We start from the raw sequence: 19,056 nt of genomic DNA, 5'->3' as shown, positions 1-19,056 counted from the left end.
CGTTCACCGACTGATGGGAGACCACCATGAAAACACCCTCACAGCCGCGCGCAATCTACTATGTCGTAGCGATACAAATTTGGGAATATTTCAGCTTTTACGGCATGCGTGCGTTATTGATCCTCTATCTGACCCACCAACTCGGCTATACCGACAGCCACGCCATCGATCTCTACAGCGCTTACGCTTCGTTAGTTTACGTCACTCCTATTCTTGGCGGCTGGCTCGCCGACCGCCTGCTGGGCAACCGCGTCGCGGTGATCGCCGGCACGGCGCTGATGACCCTGGGACATATCGTGCTCGGCCTGAGCGCGGTCTCCACCCAGTCGCTTTATCTGGCGCTGGCGATCATCATCTGCGGCTACGGCCTGTTCAAATCCAATATCAGCTGCCTGCTGGGCGAACTGTATCCGGCGCAGGACTCGCGCCGCGAAGGGGGCTTCTCGCTGCTGTACGCCGCCGGCAACGTTGGATCTATTCTGGCGCCGATCGCCTGCGGGTTGGCGGCCGAGCGCTATGGCTGGCACGTCGGCTTTGCGTTGGCCGGGATCGGCATGTTCGCCGGCCTGGTGATTTTTCTGCTGGGCGGACGCCATTTCCGCCACACGCGCGGCGTGAATGCACCGCTGATGCGCGCCAAAAGCCTGGGTTTGCCGCACTGGGGTTGGCTTCTGGCGGCGCTGCTGGCGTCGCCGCTGTTCTTCACGCTGCTGTTTGAACGCGGCTGGGCCGGCTATTTGCTCGGGCTGGTGTGCGTGGCGGCGGTGGTGCTGGTGGCGCGCATTATGCTGCGTGCGGATGCCGGCCAGCGCCGGGGGCTGTGGCAGATCGTTGTGCTGATGCTGCTGGGCACGCTGTTCTGGGCTTTCGCCCAGCAGGGCGGCAGCTCCATCAGCCTGTTTATCGATCACTTCGTCGATCGGCGCTGGTTCGGCTGGACGGTGCCGACCGCCTTGTTCCAGTCGGTTAACGCCTGTGCGGTGATGCTGGGCGGCGTGGCGCTGGCGTGGCTGGCGAGCGGCGATGGCGATCGCACGCTGCGCATCTGGTGCAAGTTCGCCTTCGGTCTGCTGTTGATCGGCGTCGGCTTTACGCTGATGGCGCTCAATACCCGGCTGCACGGGCCGGGATCGATGGGGCTGATGATCGCCGGTCTGGCGGTGATGGGCTTCGCCGAACTGTTTATCGATCCGGTGGCGATGGCGCAGATCACCCGGCTGAATATCCCTGGTGCCACCGGCGTGTTGACCGGCATCTATATGCTGGCCACCGGTTCGATCGCCAACTATCTGGCGGGCATTATCGCCAATCAGACCGCCGAGGATCACATCGAAGGGGCGGCGATGCAGGCGTATGGCCGCATTTTCGCCCAGATCGGCTGGGGGGCGGCCGGATGTGCGCTGGCGGTGATCGCGGTGCTGGGCGGCTGGTGGCTGCTGACGCGACGCCAGGCCCGGACGGTTAATGCTTGATTGATGGCGGTAGGCGGGGTTAACGTGCAGCTATGTAGAAGTGACAAAGCCTACCGATGGATACTGATCAATTAACGACGCAGGTGGCGGAACAGCTGGGCGCGCAGCAGCGGCTGCTGGTGGCGTTTAGCGGCGGCCTGGATTCCAGCGTGCTGCTGCATCTGCTGGCGGCGTTGCGCCGCCAACGTCCGGCGCTGCAGCTACGTGCGCTGCACGTGCACCATGGCCTGAGCGCCTTTGCCGACCGTTGGGTTGAGCATTGCCGCAGCCGGTGCGCCGAGTGGCGGATCCCGCTGACGGTGACGCACGTGCAGGTGGATGCCCGCCAGGGCGGCATCGAAGCGGCGGCGCGGGCGGCGCGCTATGCCGCTTTCAGCACAGCATTGGCGGAGGGCGAAGCGCTGCTCACCGCCCAACACCTTGACGATCAAAGCGAAACCTTCCTGTTGGCGCTCAAGCGCGGCAGCGGGCCGGCGGGGTTGTCGGCGATGGCGGCGCGCGCCACGCTGGGCGAGCACCTGCTGTTGCGGCCGCTGCTGGGCTGCTCGCGTCAAACGCTGGAAAATTACGCGCAACGCCACGGCTTGGCCTGGATAGACGACGACAGCAATCAGGACACGCGCTTCGATCGCAATTTCCTGCGGTTGCAGGTGTTGCCGCAGCTCAATCAACGTTGGCCGCACTTCGCCTCGGCGGTGGCGCGCAGCGCCAGCCTGTGCGCCGAACAGGAACAATTGTTGGACGAGCTGCTGGCGGAACCGCTGCAAAGCCTGTTGGCGGCGGATCGCTCATTGGCGATCGACGGTTTGACGGCCTGTTCGCCGGTGCGGCGCTTCGCTTTGTTGCGGCGTTGGATCGCATTGTTCAACGTTACCATGCCGGCGCGTGAGCAGTTGCAGCGTCTGTGGGAGGAGGTGGCGCTCAGCCGGGAAGATGCCGAACCGCAGCTGCAGCTCGGCGCCTATCAGATCCGCCGTTTCCGAGGCCGATTGCACTTGTTGCCGCCGCTGGCGGCGCTGCGCGATGTGCATCTGCCCTGGCAGCCTGACGAGACGCTGACGTTGCCGGACGGGCTGGGGCAGTTGGTTGCCGGTGAGGGCGATCTGGCGCTGCGCGCGCCGCTGCCATCGCAGCAGATTAGCATTCGTTTCGGCGGTGTACAGGGCGCGGTGCGCATCGTGGGGCGCGCCCATTCGCGGCCGATAAAAAAACTGTGGCAGGAGCTGGGTATTCCTCCCTGGCAGCGTGAACGCATCCCGTTGATTTATTATGATGAGCAGCTGATCGCCGCGCTGGGCGTATTCGTCTGTGAGGCGGGGCAGGTGCCGGAAGGCGAACGCCCGTGGCGGCTGCGCTGGGAAAAAAATCATAATCGTGAGGAGCAATGATGAAGTTTGTGGAAATCGCGCTGTTGGCCGCCGGCCTGTTCAGCCTGCCGGCGTTGGCGGCGGGGGATGCGGCCGCCGGTCAGGCCAAAGCCGCCGCGTGCGCGGCCTGTCACGGCGCGCAGGGCAAGGTGACGGTGCCGATGTACCCGAATCTGGCCGGGCAGAACGCCATGTACCTGCAGCACGCGTTGCAGGCGTACAAGAAAGGGGAACGCAACGGCGGCCAGGCCGAGGTGATGAAAGCCTATGTGTCGGGATTGTCGGATGACGATATCGCCGATCTGGCGGCTTATTACGCCAGCCTGAAGCCCTAAATGACGAGGGCAGCCGTTGGGCTGCCCTGTTGGGATGGGGTTACCGCTGCTCAGTCCGACAGACTGACGACCACGGTACCGATTTCCGGATGACTGAAACTGCTGATATGGTCCAGACGCAGGTCGCGCTGCTGGCCGTTCTGTTCGATGGTCAGATACTCAACGCGTTTCTTTTGCAGCAGGTCGATCGCCTTGGCCTCGATCACTTCTCCGTCGCGTAACTCCAGCTTCAGAATAAGTTTATGCTGACAGGCGAGTTCCAGGTTGTCGTAGTCATCGCAATTGATGGGTTGGTACTCATCATTCATCAACATAGTCGCTCACCAATAAGTTAGCGGCGGCAAAGGCCGCCTGTTCCCTAACGGAGGACGGTAGCGCGTGGTTCGCTGCGACATCGTCCAATGCCTTCAACGCACAAGCCAGCGCATCAGGCACGTAGCCAAGATCTCCACTGCCAATCTCGGCGTAAGTACGGCGTACTAACTCACAGTATTGTTGCACAGTTTCCTCCCTTAAGAACCTCTGCATCATCAAGACTACTATCGCGATGAGGCGCAGGCTCTCGGAGTTTTATCCTATCCTAGACGACTATAGCACAGCTGTTATGGAGTTATCAGCACCCCGGCACGCCTTTCGCACTGCCGCAGCCTGGCCGCGCTGGCGGGGTTTGGCCCTGATCAAGTACACTGTCGCCGGATAATAACGAGGTCACCCATGGCGCTGAAAGCAACCATTTATAAAGCCGCGGTCAATATTGCTGATATGGATCGTCACTTCTACCACGACGCCACGCTGACGCTGGCGCAACACCCGTCCGAAAATGAGCAGCGCATGATGCTGCGACTGTTGGCCTGGATCTGCCACGCCGACGAGCGGCTGGTGTTCACCAAAGGGTTGAGCGCCGACGACGAGCCGGAGATCTGGCAGCGCAACGACCACAACGGGCTGGAAATGTGGATCGAGATGGGATTGCCCGACGAGAAACGCATCCGCAAGGCCTGCAACCAGTCGCCGCGCGTGGTCTTGTACGCTTACGGCGAGCGCGCCGCGCACGTTTGGTGGCAGGCGATGCAGGGAAAAGTGGCCGGCTACAAGAACCTGAGCGTGCGCTTCCTCGATGACGAACAGCTGGCGCGCCTGACGGCGCTGGCCAGCCGCACCATGACGCTGCAGGCAACGCTGCAGGAGGGAACTATTTGGCTGTCTGATGCTCAGAATAGTCTGGAAATCCAGTTTGCCGAGTGGCAGCAGGCACAGGTGTGACCGGTGCTGGAACTGTCAAGAAACGTAGCCATACCGGATAATGAGCTGGAATTGACGGCGATCCGCGCGCAGGGCGCGGGTGGCCAGCACGTGAACAAAACCTCAACGGCGATCCATTTGCGCTTTGACATCCGGGCATCCAGCCTGCCAGAGTATTATAAGGAAAGGCTGCTGGCGCTGAATCATCATCTCATTACCGCTGATGGCGTAGTGATTATCAAGGCGCAAGAGTATCGCAGTCAGGAATTGAATCGCGAAGCGGCGTTGGCCAGATTGGTCGCGCTGATTCAGCAGGCGATGGTGGTGGAAAAAATGCGCAAGGCGACCAAGCCGACCAAAGGGGCAAAATTGCGCCGTTTGGAAGGCAAGGCGCGTAAGGGCGCCACCAAGGCGCTGCGTGGCAAGGTTCGCACTTAGGAATACATGAACACAGTAGGAGAATAACTGTGAAGAAAATTACGGTAGCCCTGTTCTTGGCGGCAGGCGCACTCTCGTTGTTGGGATGCAACAATCATTATCAACCGAAGGAACAACCGCTGCAGGCGATGCCGCAGAGTTATCAAGGGCTGTTGCCTTGCGCCGATTGCGGCGGGCTGGATACGGCGCTGTTCCTGGATGAGGACGGCACCTTTGTGCTGCAGGAAACTTATCGCGGCACCAAAGACGGCGATCAGACCTTCGCCGACTACGGCAAATGGGCGCGCACCGCGGATAAGCTGGTGCTGACTGACAGCACCGGGGAAAAACGCTACTTCCGCCCGGTGGGCAAGAGTCTTGAGATGCTGGATCGCAGCGGCGCGCCGATCGCCTCCAAGCTGAATTATCGTCTGGAGCCGGTCGAGAAGCCATTGCCTAAAACGCCGATGGTGATGAAAGGCAGCTACACCTATATGGCCGACGCGGCGGTGTTCAAAGATTGCGCCACCGGCATCACGTTCCCGGTGGATAACAACATCGCGCTGGAGCAAGGTTACGCCAAAGCCAATAAGAATGCCGGTGAGCCGGTGTTTCTGACTTTCAACGCGCACTTCAGCGTGCAGCCGTCGATGGAAGAGGGGCAGATAGAGAAGGCGGTGGTGCCGGACGGTAAAATCGCGTTCGACCGCAGTAAAAGCTGCAGCAACAACTAACTTCCTCTGTCCCCATGGACATAAAAAAACCCGCCTAGGCGGGTTTTTTATTCGCTGACGCTCGGTGTTTAGCGTTTGATCTGGCCCAGCAGGAAATCAACGATTTCACCGGTTTTGATCATTTGCTTCTCGCCGACGCGGCGGTTTTTGTACTCGATCTCTTCGTTGTCGAGGTTACGGTCGCCGATAACGATAGAGTGCGGCACGCCGATCAGCTCCATATCCGCGAACATCACGCCCGGGCGCTCTTTGCGGTCATCGAGGATCACGTCGATGCCGTGGGAGCGCAGGGTGTTGTACAGCTCTTCGGCCAGCGCCTGCACGCGGAACGACTTGTGCATGTTCATCGGCAGAATAGCGACCTGGAACGGCGCGATGGCGTCCGGCCAGATAATGCCGCGTTCGTCGTGGTTCTGCTCGATGGCGGCGGCCACGACGCGCGTCACCCCGATGCCGTAGCAACCCATGGTCAGCACCTGGTTGCGGCCGTCTTCACCCTGTACGGTCGCTTTCATCGCTTCCGAATACTTGGTGCCGAGCTGGAAGATATGGCCCACTTCGATGCCGCGTTTGATCAGAAGCGTGCCCTGACCGTCCGGGCTGGCGTCGCCTTCCACCACGTTACGGATGTCGGCCACCTGCGGCAGCGGCAGATCGCGCTCCCAGTTGATGCCGAAGTAGTGTTTGCCGTCGACGTTGGCGCCGGCGCCAAAGTCGCTCATCGCCGCTACGCTGCGGTCGGCAACCACCGGCATCTGCAGCTTGACCGGGCCGAGGGAACCCGGGCCGGCGCCGACGATGGCGCGGATCTCTTCTTCAGTGGCGAAGGTCAGCGGCGCGGCAACCTGCGCCAGCTTCTCGGCCTTGATTTCGTTCAGCTCGTGATCGCCGCGCACCAGCAGGGCGACCAGTTTATGGCCGCTCTCTTCGGTGGCGCGCACCATCAGCGTCTTCACGGTTTTTTCCACCGGCAGCTGGAATTGCTCGACCAGCTCGGCGATGGTTTTGGCGTTTGGCGTATCCACCAGGCGCAGCTCTTCGCTGGCCGCCGCGCGCGGCGCTGCCGGAGCGACCGCTTCAGCCAGCTCGATGTTGGCGGCGAAGTCGGAACCGGTGGAGAACACGATATCGTCTTCACCGCTGTCCGCCAGCACCTGGAATTCGTGCGACGCACTGCCGCCGATCGAGCCGGTATCGGCCTGCACCGGGCGGAAATCCAGGCCCATGCGGCTGAAGATTTTGCTGTACGCTTCGTACATCGCGTCGTAAGTCTCCTGCAGAGACTCCTGCGAGGTATGGAAGGAGTAGGCATCCTTCATCAGGAACTCACGGGAACGCATCACGCCGAAACGTGGGCGCACTTCATCACGGAACTTGGTCTGGATCTGGAAGAAGTTCAGCGGCAGCTGCTTGTACGAGCTGATCTCGTTGCGGATCAGATCGGTGATCACTTCTTCATGCGTCGGGCCCAGCACGAAAGGACGGTCGCCGCGGTCGACGAAGCGCAGCAGCTCGGGGCCGTATTGCTCCCAACGGCCGCTTTCCTGCCACAGGTCGGCAGGCTGAACCACCGGCATGGACACTTCGATCGCGTTAGCATTGTTCATTTCTTCGCGAACGATGTTTTCAACCTTTTTCAGAACGCGCAGGCCGGTCGGCAGCCAGGTGTAAAGACCGGAGGCCAGCTTGCGGATCATCCCGGCGCGCAGCATCAGCTGGTGGCTGATCACTTCGGCGTCGGCAGGTGTCTCCTTCAGAGTGGAGAGCAGATATTGGCTAGTACGCATGGTGTTTTGGTTCCGTTAGAACTGCAAATTGCATCGGGCTGCCAGAGTGGCGGCCAAAAAGTGATTTAGTTTACCAGCGCGAGCGGGTCGCCAAAAGAGAGGCGGCGGAATTTTAACGCGGGTCGAGCGACAGCACTTCGGTGTGGCCGTCCACGACGCGCCAGCGCACGTTGAAATCCAGCAGCCAGACGGCGTAATCCCGTTCGACGTCCTCTCCTTTACGATAGGCGGGACGGGGGTCCTGTGCCAGCACCTGGCTGATAAAACGCCTTAATTGCGGGTAGCGCGCCTGATGTTGCTGCAGCTGCTGTTCCGCCTGCGGCGCGAAACGCACCGGCATATCGCCGGCGGGCGCGGCCTGGGCAAAGCCTGCGCGGGCCTGCGGTTGGCTCTCGGCGAACGGCAGATAAGGCTTGATGTCCACCACCGGGGTGCCGTCGACCAGATCGAGGCTGCCCAGTTCCAGCGCCACTTCCCCGTTTTTCACCCGTACGCCTTTGAGCTCAATGAGCGACATGCCGAGCGGGTTGGGGCGGAAGGTGGAGCGGGTGGCGAACACGCCCATGCGGGCATTGCCGCCTAAACGCGGTGGGCGTACCGTCGGGCGCCAGCCGCCTTCCATGGTTTGATGGAAAATGAACATCACCCACAGATGGCTGAAATCGCTGAGACCGCGAACCGCTTCCGCCTGGTTGTAAGGCGGCAGCAGCAGCAGTTCGCCGCCACCGTCTTCGACCAGCCCCGGTTGGCGGGGCACGGCGAATTTCTCTTTATACGGCGAGCGGATCACGCCGATCTGCTCAAAAACGAATTCGGTCATTTAGACGAGACGTTAAGCGCCGAGCCCTGGCAAACGGCCTGCTGGTAACAACCGGCGACGCCGCTGACAATCTGGCAGTCGTGCAGCAGCACGGCGTTGGCCTTCATGTAAGACGCACGGATTTGCATGCGTTTACGGGCGGTAGCCAGATTCGGTGGGGAGTCTTGTACGGTGGTTTGGCACGATTCGCCGGACACTTCACCCAGATCGCGGAATGGTTTACCCACGAGTTCTTCTGCACTTTTATACAGTTTTACCGGAGCGGGGCGGGCGGCCGGCGTGGTCTTGGCCGGGGCGGTCGTGGTCGGCTTGCTGGTGCTGTTTGTTGAGGATGGCGCGATACGTTGCGATGAACATCCGGCCAGCGCGAGCGCTAACAAACAGAGAGGTAAAACACGCATTGAGATTCCTCTGCCTTAATGAAAGTGGCGCTATTGAAGCAATCTATGGCGGAAATAACAAGACGGGCCTTGGCCCGTCTTGCAATTATAGGAATAAAATTGGTGAATAAGCGCTTACCAGCCTTTCACGGCACCGCCGTTGAAGATTTTGTTGGCGGCGGCGTCAACTTCGTCAGACTGGTAGGCCTGAACGAATTTCTTCACGTTTTCCGCGTCTTTATTATCTTCGCGCGCAACCAGCAGGTTGACGTAAGGCGAGTCTTTATCTTCCACAAACAGACCGTCTTTCGCCGGCGTCAGGCCGATCTGGCTGGCATAGGTGGTGTTGATCACCGCCAGCGCGATCTGCTGATCGTCCAGAGAGCGCGGCAGCTGAGGGGCTTCCAGCTCAACCAGCTTCAGGTTTTTCGGGTTCTCGGTCACGTCCAGCACGGTCGGCAGCAGGCCAACGCCGTCTTTCAGTTTAATCAGACCGACTTTCTGCAGCAGCAGCAGCGAACGGCCCAGGTTGGTCGGATCGTTCGGCAGTGCGATCTGAGAACCCTCTTTCAGTTCGTCCAGCGATTTGATTTTTTTGGAGTAACCGGCGATCGGGTAAACAAAGGTGCTGCCGACCGGCACCAGCTTGTAGCCGCGATCTTTGATCTGCTGATCCAGATAAGGTTTGTGCTGGAAGGCGTTCAGGTCGATATCGCCTTTGCTCAGCGCTTCGTTAGGCAGCACGTAGTCGTTGAAGGTGACCAGCTCAACGTCCAGACCGTATTTCTCTTTCGCCACTTTCTGCGCCACTTCGGCCACTTGCTGTTCAGCGCCGACGATCACGCCGACCTTGATGTGGTTTGGATTCTTTTCATCCTGGCCGCAGCCCGCCAGAGCCAGAGTGCCGATCAGTGCGCCAATTGTCGCGATGGATTTAAATGTTAACGACATATCCCTTCCTCATTAGACTCGCATTAATATGCTGTGAAACTATTTATGGGTAACGGCTTTGACGATGCGATCGCCGCAGAATTGGATCAGATAAACCAAAACTACCAGTAATACTAATACGGTATTCATAACTGTGGCGTTATAACCGATATAACCGTATTGGTAACCGATTTGGCCCAGGCCGCCGGCGCCGACCGCGCCGCCCATGGCGGAGTAGCCCACCAGGGTGATCAGGGTGATGGTCGCGGCGTTGACCAGGCCCGGCAGGGCCTCCGGCAGCAGCACTTTCTTGATGATCTGCATCGGCGTGGCGCCCATGGCGCGCGCCGCTTCCACCAGACCGGACGGGATCTCCAGCAGGGCGTTTTCCACCATGCGCGCGATGAACGGCGCGGCGCCGACGGTCAGCGGCACGATCGCCGCTTGCAGACCGATCGAGGTGCCGACGATCATGCGGGTAAACGGAATCATCCAAACCAACAGGATAATGAACGGGATGGAACGGAAGATGTTCACCAGCCCGGACAGGATCTTATACAGCGAATTGTTGGCGATGATCTGCCCCGGGCGGGTGACATACAGCAGCACGCCTACCGGCAGGCCGAGCACGAAACCGAAAAAGCCGGAGACAAAGGTCATCATGACGGTTTCCCACACGCCACGTGCCATCAACCACATCATTGCCTCAGACATAACCCAGAACCTCTACTTTTACCTGATTTTCTTGCAGGAACTTAATCGTTGCCAGCGCGTCTTCGTCGCTGCCGTGCAGCTCCGCCAGCATCACGCCGAATTTCACGCCGCCGGCATAATCCATCTGGGCGCTGATAATGTTGTTGTTCACGTTGAAGCGGCGAGCGGCTTCAGACAGCAGCGGCGCATCGACCGACTGACCGGTGAACTCCAGGCGCAGCAGCGGCTGACGGTCGCCCTGACGCTCCGGCGACAGGCGCGCGGCGTAGTCGTCCGGGATATCCAGATGCAGCGTGGACTGAATGAACTGTTGGGCCAGCGGCGTTTTCGGGTGCGAGAACACTTCGCTGACGCTGTCTTTTTCGATCAGCTGCCCCTGGCTGATGACCGCGACCTGGTCGCAGATGCGTTTCACCACGTCCATTTCATGGGTGATGAGCAGAATGGTCAGGCCCAGACGGCGGTTGATGTCTTTCAGCAGTTCCAGGATGGAACGGGTGGTGGCCGGATCCAGCGCGCTGGTGGCCTCGTCGCACAGCAGCACTTTAGGGTTGCTGGCCAGCGCGCGCGCGATCGCCACACGCTGTTTCTGGCCGCCGGACAGGTTGGCCGGGTAGGCGTCGTGCTTGTCCGCCAGGCCGACCAGTTCCAGCAGTTCGGTCACGCGCTTTTTGATCTCGCCGCGCGGCGTATTGTCCAGCTCCAGCGGCAACGCCACGTTGCCGAACACCGTACGGGAAGAGAGCAGGTTAAAGTGCTGGAAGATCATGCCGATTTGGCGACGGGCGCGCGTCAGTTCGCTTTCCGACAGAGACGTCAGATCCTGGCCATCGACCAGCACCTGGCCGGAGGTGGGGCGCTCAAGCATGTTGGCGCAGCGGATCAGCGTGCTTTTACCGGCGCCGGAGGAACCGATGACGCCATAGATTTGCCCGGCAGGAACGTGAAGGGTCACGTCAGAGAGCGCGGTAATGGTGCGCGAACCCTGCTGGAACACTTTAGTGATGTTAGAAAGTTTAATCATATTCTTCTTATTTTAGCGTGGTTGCCCGTGGCTAGATAAAAGTAAACCTCGGCGTGGAACCAAGGTATGCCTCAGATGTTAAGGCGTCTAGACGTCTAAGTCAACGGCCAACGACGTTCTCCGGCGTTCTCAGCGTGGGGTAAAACATGCGATACTGTCAGCGTATACAGGCCCTCAGGAGCAAAGCGGTGACACAAAGCGTTCCAGCAATTTTTCTCGATCGTGACGGCACGATTAATGTTGACCATGGCTATGTCCATGAAATCGACAACTTCCACTTTATCGACGGCGTGATCGACGCCTGTCGCGAGCTCAAAAAGATGGGCTTCGCGCTGGTGATGGTGACCAACCAGTCCGGCATTGCGCGCGGCAAGTTCAGCGAAGACCAGTTTATGTACCTGACCGAGTGGATGGACTGGTCGCTGGCCGATCGCGACGTCGACTTCGACGGCATCTATTTCTGCCCGCATCATCCGGAGGCGGCAGTAGAAGAGTATCGCCAGGTGTGCGACTGCCGTAAGCCGCAGCCGGGCATGTTGCTGCAAGCGCAGCAGGAATTGAACATCGATATGGCCGCTTCTTATATGGTGGGCGATAAACCGGAAGACATGCAGGCGGCGATCGCGGCCGGCGTCGGCACCAAGGTGCTGGTGCGTACCGGCAAGCCGGTGACGGAGCAGGGCGAAAAGCTGGCCGATTGGGTGCTAAACAGCCTGGCGGACCTGCCGGCAGCCATCAAAAAGCGGGTTTAATAGGCGTTACGAATGAATAGTGAGCGGTCAGATAAAAAATGCATATTAACGCTTGTCATTCTGAACCGGCTCCCTATAATGCGCCTCCATCGACACGGAACATGTGAACAACTTCACAGAGTATCCGGGGGTCGCAGAGAAAAAATCCTGAAAATTAGGGTTGACTCTGAAAGAGGAAAGCGTAATATACGCCACCTCGAGTTAGCAAGCGAAAGCGCCTAACTCACTGCTCTTTAACAATTTATCAGACAATCTGTGTGGGCACTCCACAAGACGATATCCAGCATCTTCGGATGCAAAAAAATATCAAGTCTTGAAGAGTGACTAACTGAAGTAAAATTCATGCAGTAAATCTTTGAGCATCGCTTCTCGAGTGGAAGCAAATCAAGCTTTTAATTGAAGAGTTTGATCATAGCTCAGATTGAACGCTGGCGATAAGCCTAACACATGCAAGTCGAGCGGTAGCACAGGGGAGCTTGCTCCCCGGGTGACGAGCGGCGGACGGGTGAGTAATGTCTGGGAAACTGCCTGATGGAGGGGGATAACTACTGGAAACGGTAGCTAATACCGCATAACGTCGCAAGACCAAAGAGGGGGACCTTCGGGCCTCTTGCCATCAGATGTGCCCAGATGGGATTAGCTAGTAGGTGGGGTAATGGCTCACCTAGGCGACGATCCCTAGCTGGTCTGAGAGGATGAACAACCACATTGGGACTGAGACACGGCCCAAACTTTTAAGGAAGGCAGCAGTGGGGAATATTGGACAATGAGCGAAAGCTTGATCCAGCTATATCGCGTGTGTGAAGAAGGCCTTAGGGTTGTAAAACACTTTCAACGAGGAGGAAGGTGGTGAGCTTAATACGTTCATCAATTGACGTTACTCGCAGAAGAAGCACCGGCTAACTTCGTGCCAGCAGCCGCGGTAATACGAGGGGTGCAAGCGTTAATCGGAATTATTGGGCGTAAAGCGCACGCAGGCGGTTTGTTAAGTCAGATGTGAAATCCCCGGGCTCAACCTGGGAACTGCATTTGAAACTGGCAAGCTAGAGTCTCGTAGAGGGGGGTAGAATTCCAGGTGTAGCGGTGAAATGCGTAGAGATCTGGAGGAATACCGGTGGCGAAGGCGGCCCCCTGGACGAAGACTGACGCTCAGGTGCGAAAGCATGGGGAGCAAACAGGATTAGATACCCTGGTAGTCCATGCAGTAAACGATGTCGATTTGGAGGTTGTGCCCTTGAGGCGTGGCTTCCGGAGCTAACGCGTTAAGTTGACCGCCTGGGGATTACGACCGCAAGGTTAAAACTCAAATGAATTGACGGGGGCTCGCACAAGCGGTGGAGCATGTGGTTTAATTCGATGCAACGCGAAAAACCTTACCTACTCTTGACATCCAGAAAAAATTTAAGAAATTGAATTGGTCCTAAAGGAATTCTGAGACAGGTGCTGCATGGCTGTCGTCAGCTCGTGTTGTGAAATGTTGGGTTAAGTCCCGCAACGAGCGCAACCCTTATCCTTTGTTACCATCGAGAAAGACGGGGACTCAAAGGAGCCTGCCAGTGATAAACTGGAGGAAGGTGAGGACGACGTCAAGTCATCATGGCCCTTATGAGTAGGGCTACACACGTGCTACAATGGTGTATACAAAGAGTAGCTAACTTGTAAAAGCAAGCAAATCTCATAAAGTACATCTCAGTTCGGATTGGAGTCTGCAACTCGACTCCATGAAGTCGGAATCGCTAGTAATCGTAGATCAGCATGCTACGGTGAATACGTTCTCGAGCCTTGTACACACCGCCCGTCACACCATGGAAGTGAGCTGTAAAAGAAGTGATTAGCTTAATCTAAGGAAGGGCAATTACCACTTTGTGGTTCATAACTGGGGTGAAGTCGTAACAAGGTAGCTGTAGGGGAACCTGTGGCTGGATTACCTCCTTACCTAAAGATATTAGTTCGAGTGGCGTGCTCACACAGATTGTCTGATGAAAAAGTAACGAGCAGAAATACCTTTATAGGCTTGTAGCTCAGGTGGTTAGAGCGCACCCCTGATAAGGGTGAGGTCGGTGGTTCAAGTCCACTCAGGCCTACCACTTCTTGTAAGTGGAAAAGGTACTGCACGTGACTGTATGGGGCTATAGCTCAGTTGGTAGAGTGCCTGCTTTGCACGTAGGAGGTCAGCGGTTCGATCCCGCTTAGCTCCACCATATAGTCCGGTATTAAATACTTCAGAGTATATTGGCGACAGTATGCTGCGAAGTATTTTGCTCTTTAACAATCTGGAACAAGCTGAAAATTGAAACATGACGGCTGAAATTTATCCCTCCGTAGATGTACTGGGATGAAGAGTAACCTGTCATAGAGTCTCTCAAATGTTTGCAGCGCGAACGATGGAAACATCTTCGGGTTGTGAGGTTAAGTGACTAAGCGTACACGGTGGATGCCTAGGCAGTCAGAGGCGATGAAGGGCGTGCTAATCTGCGAAAAGCGTCGGTAAGGTGATATGAACCGTTACAACCGGCGATACCCGAATGGGGAAACCCAGTGTGTTTCGACACACTATCATGTCATGAATACATAGTGGCATGAGGCGAACCGGGGGAACTGAAACATCTAAGTACCCCGAGGAAAAGAAATCAACCGAGATTCCCCCAGTAGCGGCGAGCGAACGGGGAGGAGCCCAGAACCTGAATCGGCTTGTGTGTTAGTGGAAGCGTCTGGAAAGTCGCGCAGTAAAGGGTGATAGCCCCGTACACTAAAATGTACAGGTCGTGAGTTCGATGAGTAGGGCGGGACACGTGACATCCTGTCTGAATATGGGGGGGACCATCCTCCAAGGCTAAATACTCCTGACTGACCGATAGTGAACCAGTACCGTGAGGGAAAGGCGAAAAGAACCCCGGCGAGGGGAGTGAAATAGAACCTGAAACCGTATACGTACAAGCAGTGGGAGCACCTTCGTGGTGTGACTGCGTACCTTTTGTATAATGGGTCAGCGACTTATTTTTTTTAGCAAGCTTAACCGTATAGGGGAGCCAAAGGGAAACCGAGTCTTAACTGGGCGATTAGTTGCAAGGTATAGACCCGAAACCCGGTGATCTAGCCATGGGCAGGTTGAAGGTTGGGTAACACTAACTGGAGGACCGAACCGACTAATGTTGAAAAATTAGCGGATGACTTGTGGCTGGGGGTGAAAGGCCAATCAAACCGGGAGATAGCTGGTTCTCCCCGAAAGCTATTTAGGTAGCGCCTCGTGAACTCATCTTCGGGGGTAGAGCACTGTTTCGGCTAGGGGGCCATCCCGGCTTACCAAACCGATGCAAACTCCGAATACCGAAGAATGTTATCACGGGGAGACACACGGCGGGTGCTAACGTCCGTCGTGAAGAGGGAAACAACCCAGACCGCCAGCTAAGGTCCCAAAGTCATGGTTAAGTGGGAAACGATGTGGGAAGGCATAGACAGCCAGGATGTTGGCTTAGAAGCAGCCATCCTTTAAAGAAAGCGTAATAGCTCACTGGTCGAGTCGGCCTGCGCGGAAGATGTAACGGGGCTAAACCATGCACCGAAGCTGCGGGCAGCGACGCTTAGGCGTTGTTGGGTAGGGGAGCGTTCTGTAAGCCGTTGAAGGTGGCCTGTGAGGGTTGCTGGAGGTATCAGAAGTGCGAATGCTGACATAAGTAACGATAAAGCGGGTGAAAAGCCCGCTCGCCGGAAGACCAAGGGTTCCTGTCCAACGTTAATCGGGGCAGGGTGAGTCGACCCCTAAGGCGAGGCTGAAAAGCGTAGTCGATGGGAAACAGGTTAATATTCCTGTACTTGGTGTTACCGACGGTTGTCCCGGTTTAAGCGTGTAGGGGGTGTGACCTGGTAAATCCGGTTGCATACTAACCCTGAGGCGTGATGACGATGCACTACGGTGCAGAAGTAGTTGATGCCCTGCTTCCAGGAAAATCCTCTAAGCTCCAGGTAACATTAAATCGTACCCCAAACCGACACAGGTGGTCAGGTAGAGAATACCAAGGCGCTTGAGAGAACTCGGGTGAAGGAACTAGGCAAAATGGTGCCGTAACTTCGGGAGAAGGCACGCTGGCATGTAGGTGAAGTCCCTCGCGGATGGAGCTGAAGCCAGTCGAAGATACCAGCTGGCTGCAACTGTTTAATAAAAACACAGCACTGTGCAAACACGTAAGTGGACGTATACGGTGTGACGCCTGCCCGGTGCTGGAAGGTTAATTGATGGGGTCAGCCGCAAGGCGAAGCTTTTGATCGAAGCCCCAGTAAACGGCGGCCGTAACTATAACGGTCCTAAGGTAGCGAAATTCCTTGTCGGGTAAGTTCCGACCTGCACGAATGGCGTAATGATGGCCAGACTGTCTCCACCTGAGACTCAGTGAAATTGAATTTGCTGTGAAGATGCAGTGTATCTACGGCTAGACGGAAAGACCCCGTGAACCTTTACTATAGCTTGACACTGAACATTGAGCCTTGATGTGTAGGATAGGTGGGAGGCTTTGAAGCGTGGACGCCAGTCTGCGTGGAGCCATCCTTGAAATACCACCCTTTAATGTTTGATGTTCTAACTCGGCCCCGTGATCCGGGGTGAGGACAGTGTCTGGTGGGTAGTTTGACTGGGGCGGTCTCCTCCTAAAGAGTAACGGAGGAGCACGAAGGTTAGCTAATCACGGTCGGACATCGTGAGGTTAGTGCAAAGGCATAAGCTAGCTTGACTGCGAGAGTGACGGCTCGAGCAGGTACGAAAGTAGGTTCTAGTGATCCGATAATCCTGTATGGAAAGGTTATCGCTCAACGAATAAAAGGTACTCCGGGGATAACAGGCTAATACTGCCCAAGAGTCCATATCGACGGCAGTGTTTGGCACCTCGATGTCGGCTCATCACATCCTGGGGCTGGAGTTGGTCCCAAGGGTATGGCTGTTCGCCATTTAAAGTGGTACGCGAGCTGGGTTTAGAACGTCGTGAGACAGTTCGGTCCCTATCTGCCGTGGGCGTTGGAAGATTGAGAGGGGTTGCTCCTAGTACGAGAGGACCGGAGTGAACGCACCACTGGTGTTCGGGTTGTCATGCCAATGGCATTGCCCGGTAGCTAAGTGCGGAAAAGATAAGCGCTGAAAGCATCTAAGCGCGAAACTTGCCTCAAGATGAGTCTTCCCTGGGCCTTCAAGGCCCCTGAAGGAACGTTTAAGACTAAGACGTTGATAGGCTGGGTGTGTAAGTGCAGCGATGCATTGAGCTAACCAGTACTAATGATCCGTGAGGCTTAACCTTACAACACCGAAGGTGTTTTTAGAGAGATTTTCAGCGACGTTCCAAGATTGGTTCTGATGGCTTCATGGAAGTGAAGCGGTTGGAATGAAACAGAATTTGCCTGGCGGCAATAGCGCGGTGGTCCCACCTGACCCCATGCCGAACTCAGAAGTGAAACGCCGTAGCGCCGATGGTAGTGTGGGGTCTCCCCATGCGAGAGTAGGACACTGCCAGGCATCAAATAAAGCCGAAAGCCCTGAACTGACGTTCAGGGCTTTTTGCTATGCATAAAATGGAAAATCCCCGTTGTAATCCGCTTCAGCTTTCATCGTACTGTTTAATATTCATCACAAAACCAACGCATTGTTTCTCTGAATGTCAGATATTCTTCGTCCGCTATTAAGTTTGGCTGTTAACTTATAAGTAACAATAAAGTAACAACCAAGGCGGCAGGAAGCCAAATTTCATCATTGTTATGGCTCGGAGAATACATCATGACAGAAACAACCTCGGCTCTTGGGGATGAGCACGGCGTCGAACAGGGGGCGCTGGATAACAAGAAACGCATTTTCGCTATCGTCGGGGCTTCATCAGGCAATCTGGTGGAGTGGTTTGATTTTTACGTTTACTCCTTCTGTTCCATTTACTTTGCCGCCTCGTTCTTCCCGGCGGGCAACAGCACCACGCAGCTGCTGCAAACCGCCGGGGTATTCGCCGCCGGCTTCTTTATGCGGCCGATTGGCGGTTGGCTATTCGGTTATATTGCCGACAAGCATGGTCGAAAAAATTCCATGCTGCTTTCGGTCTGTATGATGTGCGCCGGATCGCTGGTGATCGCCTGCCTGCCGACGTATGAATCGATCGGCAGCTGGGCGCCGGCGTTGCTGCTGATCGCCCGCCTGTTCCAGGGGCTGTCGGTAGGGGGGAATACGGCACCAGCGCGACCTATATGAGCGAGGTGGCGATCAAGGGGCGACGCGGCTTTTACGCCTCGTTCCAGTACGTGACGCTGATCGGCGGGCAACTGTTGGCGCTGCTGGTCCTGGTGATCCTGCAGCAGATATTGCCCGCCGAAGAGCTGAAAGCCTGGGGATGGCGCATTCCGTTTGCCCTGGGTGCCGTGTTGGCGGTAGTTGCGCTGTACCTGCGCCGTTCGCTGAATGAAACCTCCGATGCGAAGACGCGTAACCACAAAGATGCCGGTTCGCTGACGGGGCTGTGGAAAAATCGCAAGGCGTTCCTGATGGTGCTGGGCTTTACCGCCGCCGGTTCGCTGACCTTCTACACCTTCACCACCTACATGCAGAAATATCTGGTGAATACCGCCGGTATGGACGCCAAGCTGGCCAGCGCCATCATGACCGTCGCGCTGTTCGTCTTTATGCTGCTGCAGCCTGCGGTAGGCGCGTTTTCGGACAAAATCGGCCGTCGCAGCTCGATGTTGATCTTCTCGGCCTTTGCCACGGTGTTGACGGTGCCGATCCTGTTCGCTCTGAAAGAGGTGAGTAATCCTTATATGGCGTTTGGCCTGATCGTGCTGGCGCTGTTCATCATCAGTTTTTACACCGCGATCAGCGGGCTGCTTAAAGCCGAAATGTTCCCGCCGGAGGTACGTGCTTTAGGGGTGGGCTTGTCTTATGCGGTGGCGAACGCCATGTTCGGCGGCTCGGCGGAATATGTGGCGCTGTCGCTTAAATCGTTTGGCGTGGAGAACGCCTTCTTCTGGTATGTCTCCGGCATGTGCCTGCTGGCGCTGCTGGTCTCGCTCCGGTTGCATCGCAAAGGCAAGGAGATACAGCTGTAATAAAAACCCCGGCCTTG

Annotated in this window: 15 protein-coding genes, 2 tRNA genes, 3 rRNA genes and 1 pseudogene; 13 read left to right on the top strand and 8 right to left on the bottom strand. The window is 56.8% G+C overall.

The window, feature by feature from the left end; all coding sequences use genetic code 11:
* The first annotated feature begins 26 nt into the window (after window positions 1–26).
* Genes dtpD through ACORQT_RS19530 form a run of 3 tightly spaced genes read left to right on the top strand, consistent with a single transcriptional unit; the run spans window position 27 to window position 3,174 of the window.
* A complete protein-coding gene (gene dtpD / locus ACORQT_RS19540) occupies window positions 27–1,472 on the top strand; it encodes a dipeptide permease DtpD (RefSeq protein WP_164057766.1) in 1,446 nt (481 codons plus the stop codon).
* A 56-nt stretch (window positions 1,473–1,528) separates the two neighbouring features.
* Window positions 1,529–2,860: a tRNA lysidine(34) synthetase TilS gene (gene tilS / locus ACORQT_RS19535; protein ID WP_042785257.1), complete on the top strand. Its 1,332-nt coding sequence runs from the start codon at window positions 1,529–1,531 to the stop codon at window positions 2,858–2,860.
* Window positions 2,860–3,174: a c-type cytochrome gene (locus ACORQT_RS19530; RefSeq protein WP_025304017.1), complete on the top strand. Its 315-nt coding sequence runs from the start codon at window positions 2,860–2,862 to the stop codon at window positions 3,172–3,174. Before tilS ends, ACORQT_RS19530 begins: the two co-directional genes overlap by 1 nt.
* Window positions 3,175–3,224: 50 nt before the next feature.
* On the opposite strand, the gene rof is transcribed toward ACORQT_RS19530, so the two are convergent.
* Both rof and ACORQT_RS19520 read right to left on the bottom strand, forming a co-directional pair.
* Window positions 3,225–3,488: a Rho-binding antiterminator gene (gene rof / locus ACORQT_RS19525; protein WP_004931991.1), complete on the bottom strand. Its 264-nt coding sequence runs from the start codon at window positions 3,486–3,488 to the stop codon at window positions 3,225–3,227.
* Complete coding sequence (locus ACORQT_RS19520; protein ID WP_033652508.1) at window positions 3,475–3,675, bottom strand: YaeP family protein; 201 nt, start codon at window positions 3,673–3,675, stop codon at window positions 3,475–3,477. Before ACORQT_RS19520 ends, rof begins: the two co-directional genes overlap by 14 nt.
* Before the next feature lie 213 nt (window positions 3,676–3,888).
* Here ACORQT_RS19520 and ACORQT_RS19515 point away from each other — a divergent pair, with 213 nt between their 5' ends.
* The 3 genes from ACORQT_RS19515 to nlpE are packed head-to-tail and all read left to right on the top strand — an operon-like array spanning window position 3,889 to window position 5,567.
* Window positions 3,889–4,437: a YaeQ family protein gene (locus ACORQT_RS19515; RefSeq protein ID WP_033644891.1), complete on the top strand. Its 549-nt coding sequence runs from the start codon at window positions 3,889–3,891 to the stop codon at window positions 4,435–4,437.
* 3 nt (window positions 4,438–4,440) lie between these two features.
* Window positions 4,441–4,854 (top strand): alternative ribosome rescue aminoacyl-tRNA hydrolase ArfB, encoded by a 414-nt coding sequence (arfB, locus tag ACORQT_RS19510; RefSeq protein WP_033644893.1) that lies wholly within the window; start codon window positions 4,441–4,443, stop codon window positions 4,852–4,854.
* Between the two features lie 29 nt (window positions 4,855–4,883).
* Window positions 4,884–5,567 (top strand): envelope stress response activation lipoprotein NlpE, encoded by a 684-nt coding sequence (gene nlpE, locus ACORQT_RS19505; RefSeq protein ID WP_033644894.1) that lies wholly within the window; start codon window positions 4,884–4,886, stop codon window positions 5,565–5,567.
* 68 nt (window positions 5,568–5,635) lie between these two features.
* On the opposite strand, the gene proS is transcribed toward nlpE, so the two are convergent.
* The 6 genes from proS to metN form a co-directional block, all read right to left on the bottom strand.
* Complete coding sequence (gene proS, locus ACORQT_RS19500; RefSeq protein WP_033644896.1) at window positions 5,636–7,354, bottom strand: proline--tRNA ligase; 1,719 nt, start codon at window positions 7,352–7,354, stop codon at window positions 5,636–5,638.
* Window positions 7,355–7,466: 112 nt separating this feature from the next.
* Window positions 7,467–8,174: a tRNA (N6-threonylcarbamoyladenosine(37)-N6)-methyltransferase TrmO gene (gene tsaA, locus ACORQT_RS19495; RefSeq protein WP_033644898.1), complete on the bottom strand. Its 708-nt coding sequence runs from the start codon at window positions 8,172–8,174 to the stop codon at window positions 7,467–7,469.
* On the bottom strand, window positions 8,171–8,575 hold the full coding sequence (rcsF, locus tag ACORQT_RS19490; RefSeq protein WP_025304011.1) for an Rcs stress response system protein RcsF: 405 nt from the start codon (window positions 8,573–8,575) through the stop codon (window positions 8,171–8,173). Before rcsF ends, tsaA begins: the two co-directional genes overlap by 4 nt.
* Window positions 8,576–8,689: 114 nt before the next feature.
* Entirely contained in the window at window positions 8,690–9,505 is an 816-nt protein-coding gene (locus tag ACORQT_RS19485) for a MetQ/NlpA family lipoprotein (protein ID WP_025304010.1), read from the bottom strand.
* A 39-nt stretch (window positions 9,506–9,544) separates the two neighbouring features.
* Window positions 9,545–10,198, bottom strand: a complete 654-nt coding sequence (locus tag ACORQT_RS19480) for a methionine ABC transporter permease MetI (protein ID WP_004932010.1) — start codon at window positions 10,196–10,198, stop codon at window positions 9,545–9,547.
* Window positions 10,191–11,222, bottom strand: a complete 1,032-nt coding sequence (gene metN, locus ACORQT_RS19475; RefSeq protein WP_042785255.1) for a methionine ABC transporter ATP-binding protein MetN — start codon at window positions 11,220–11,222, stop codon at window positions 10,191–10,193. The genes ACORQT_RS19480 and metN overlap by 8 nt, the downstream gene beginning before the upstream one ends.
* A 188-nt stretch (window positions 11,223–11,410) precedes the next feature.
* Here metN and gmhB point away from each other — a divergent pair, with 188 nt between their 5' ends.
* The 7 genes and pseudogenes from gmhB to ACORQT_RS19440 all read left to right on the top strand — a co-directional run bounded on the left by gmhB (window position 11,411) and on the right by ACORQT_RS19440 (window position 19,039).
* Entirely contained in the window at window positions 11,411–11,974 is a 564-nt protein-coding gene (gene gmhB / locus ACORQT_RS19470) for a D-glycero-beta-D-manno-heptose 1,7-bisphosphate 7-phosphatase (protein WP_025304009.1), read from the top strand.
* 393 nt (window positions 11,975–12,367) lie between these two features.
* Window positions 12,368–13,909 (top strand): 16S ribosomal RNA (locus tag ACORQT_RS19465).
* A 75-nt stretch (window positions 13,910–13,984) separates the two neighbouring features.
* Window positions 13,985–14,061 (top strand) — tRNA-Ile (locus tag ACORQT_RS19460).
* A gap of 38 nt (window positions 14,062–14,099) precedes the next feature.
* A tRNA-Ala gene (locus ACORQT_RS19455) sits at window positions 14,100–14,175 on the top strand.
* Between the two features lie 206 nt (window positions 14,176–14,381).
* Window positions 14,382–17,256 (top strand): 23S ribosomal RNA (locus ACORQT_RS19450).
* A gap of 99 nt (window positions 17,257–17,355) precedes the next feature.
* Window positions 17,356–17,471 (top strand): 5S ribosomal RNA (rrf, locus tag ACORQT_RS19445).
* The 16S, 23S and 5S rRNA genes sit together here with 2 tRNA genes alongside, the layout of an rRNA operon.
* A 258-nt stretch (window positions 17,472–17,729) precedes the next feature.
* A pseudogene (locus ACORQT_RS19440) lies at window positions 17,730–19,039 on the top strand (MFS family transporter).
* Window positions 19,040–19,056 lie beyond the last annotated feature (17 nt).

This window comes from Serratia sp. (in: enterobacteria), assembly GCF_052400455.1.
Classification (GTDB): domain Bacteria; phylum Pseudomonadota; class Gammaproteobacteria; order Enterobacterales; family Enterobacteriaceae; genus Serratia; species Serratia ureilytica.
This window is presented reverse-complemented; position numbering and strand designations above follow the sequence as displayed.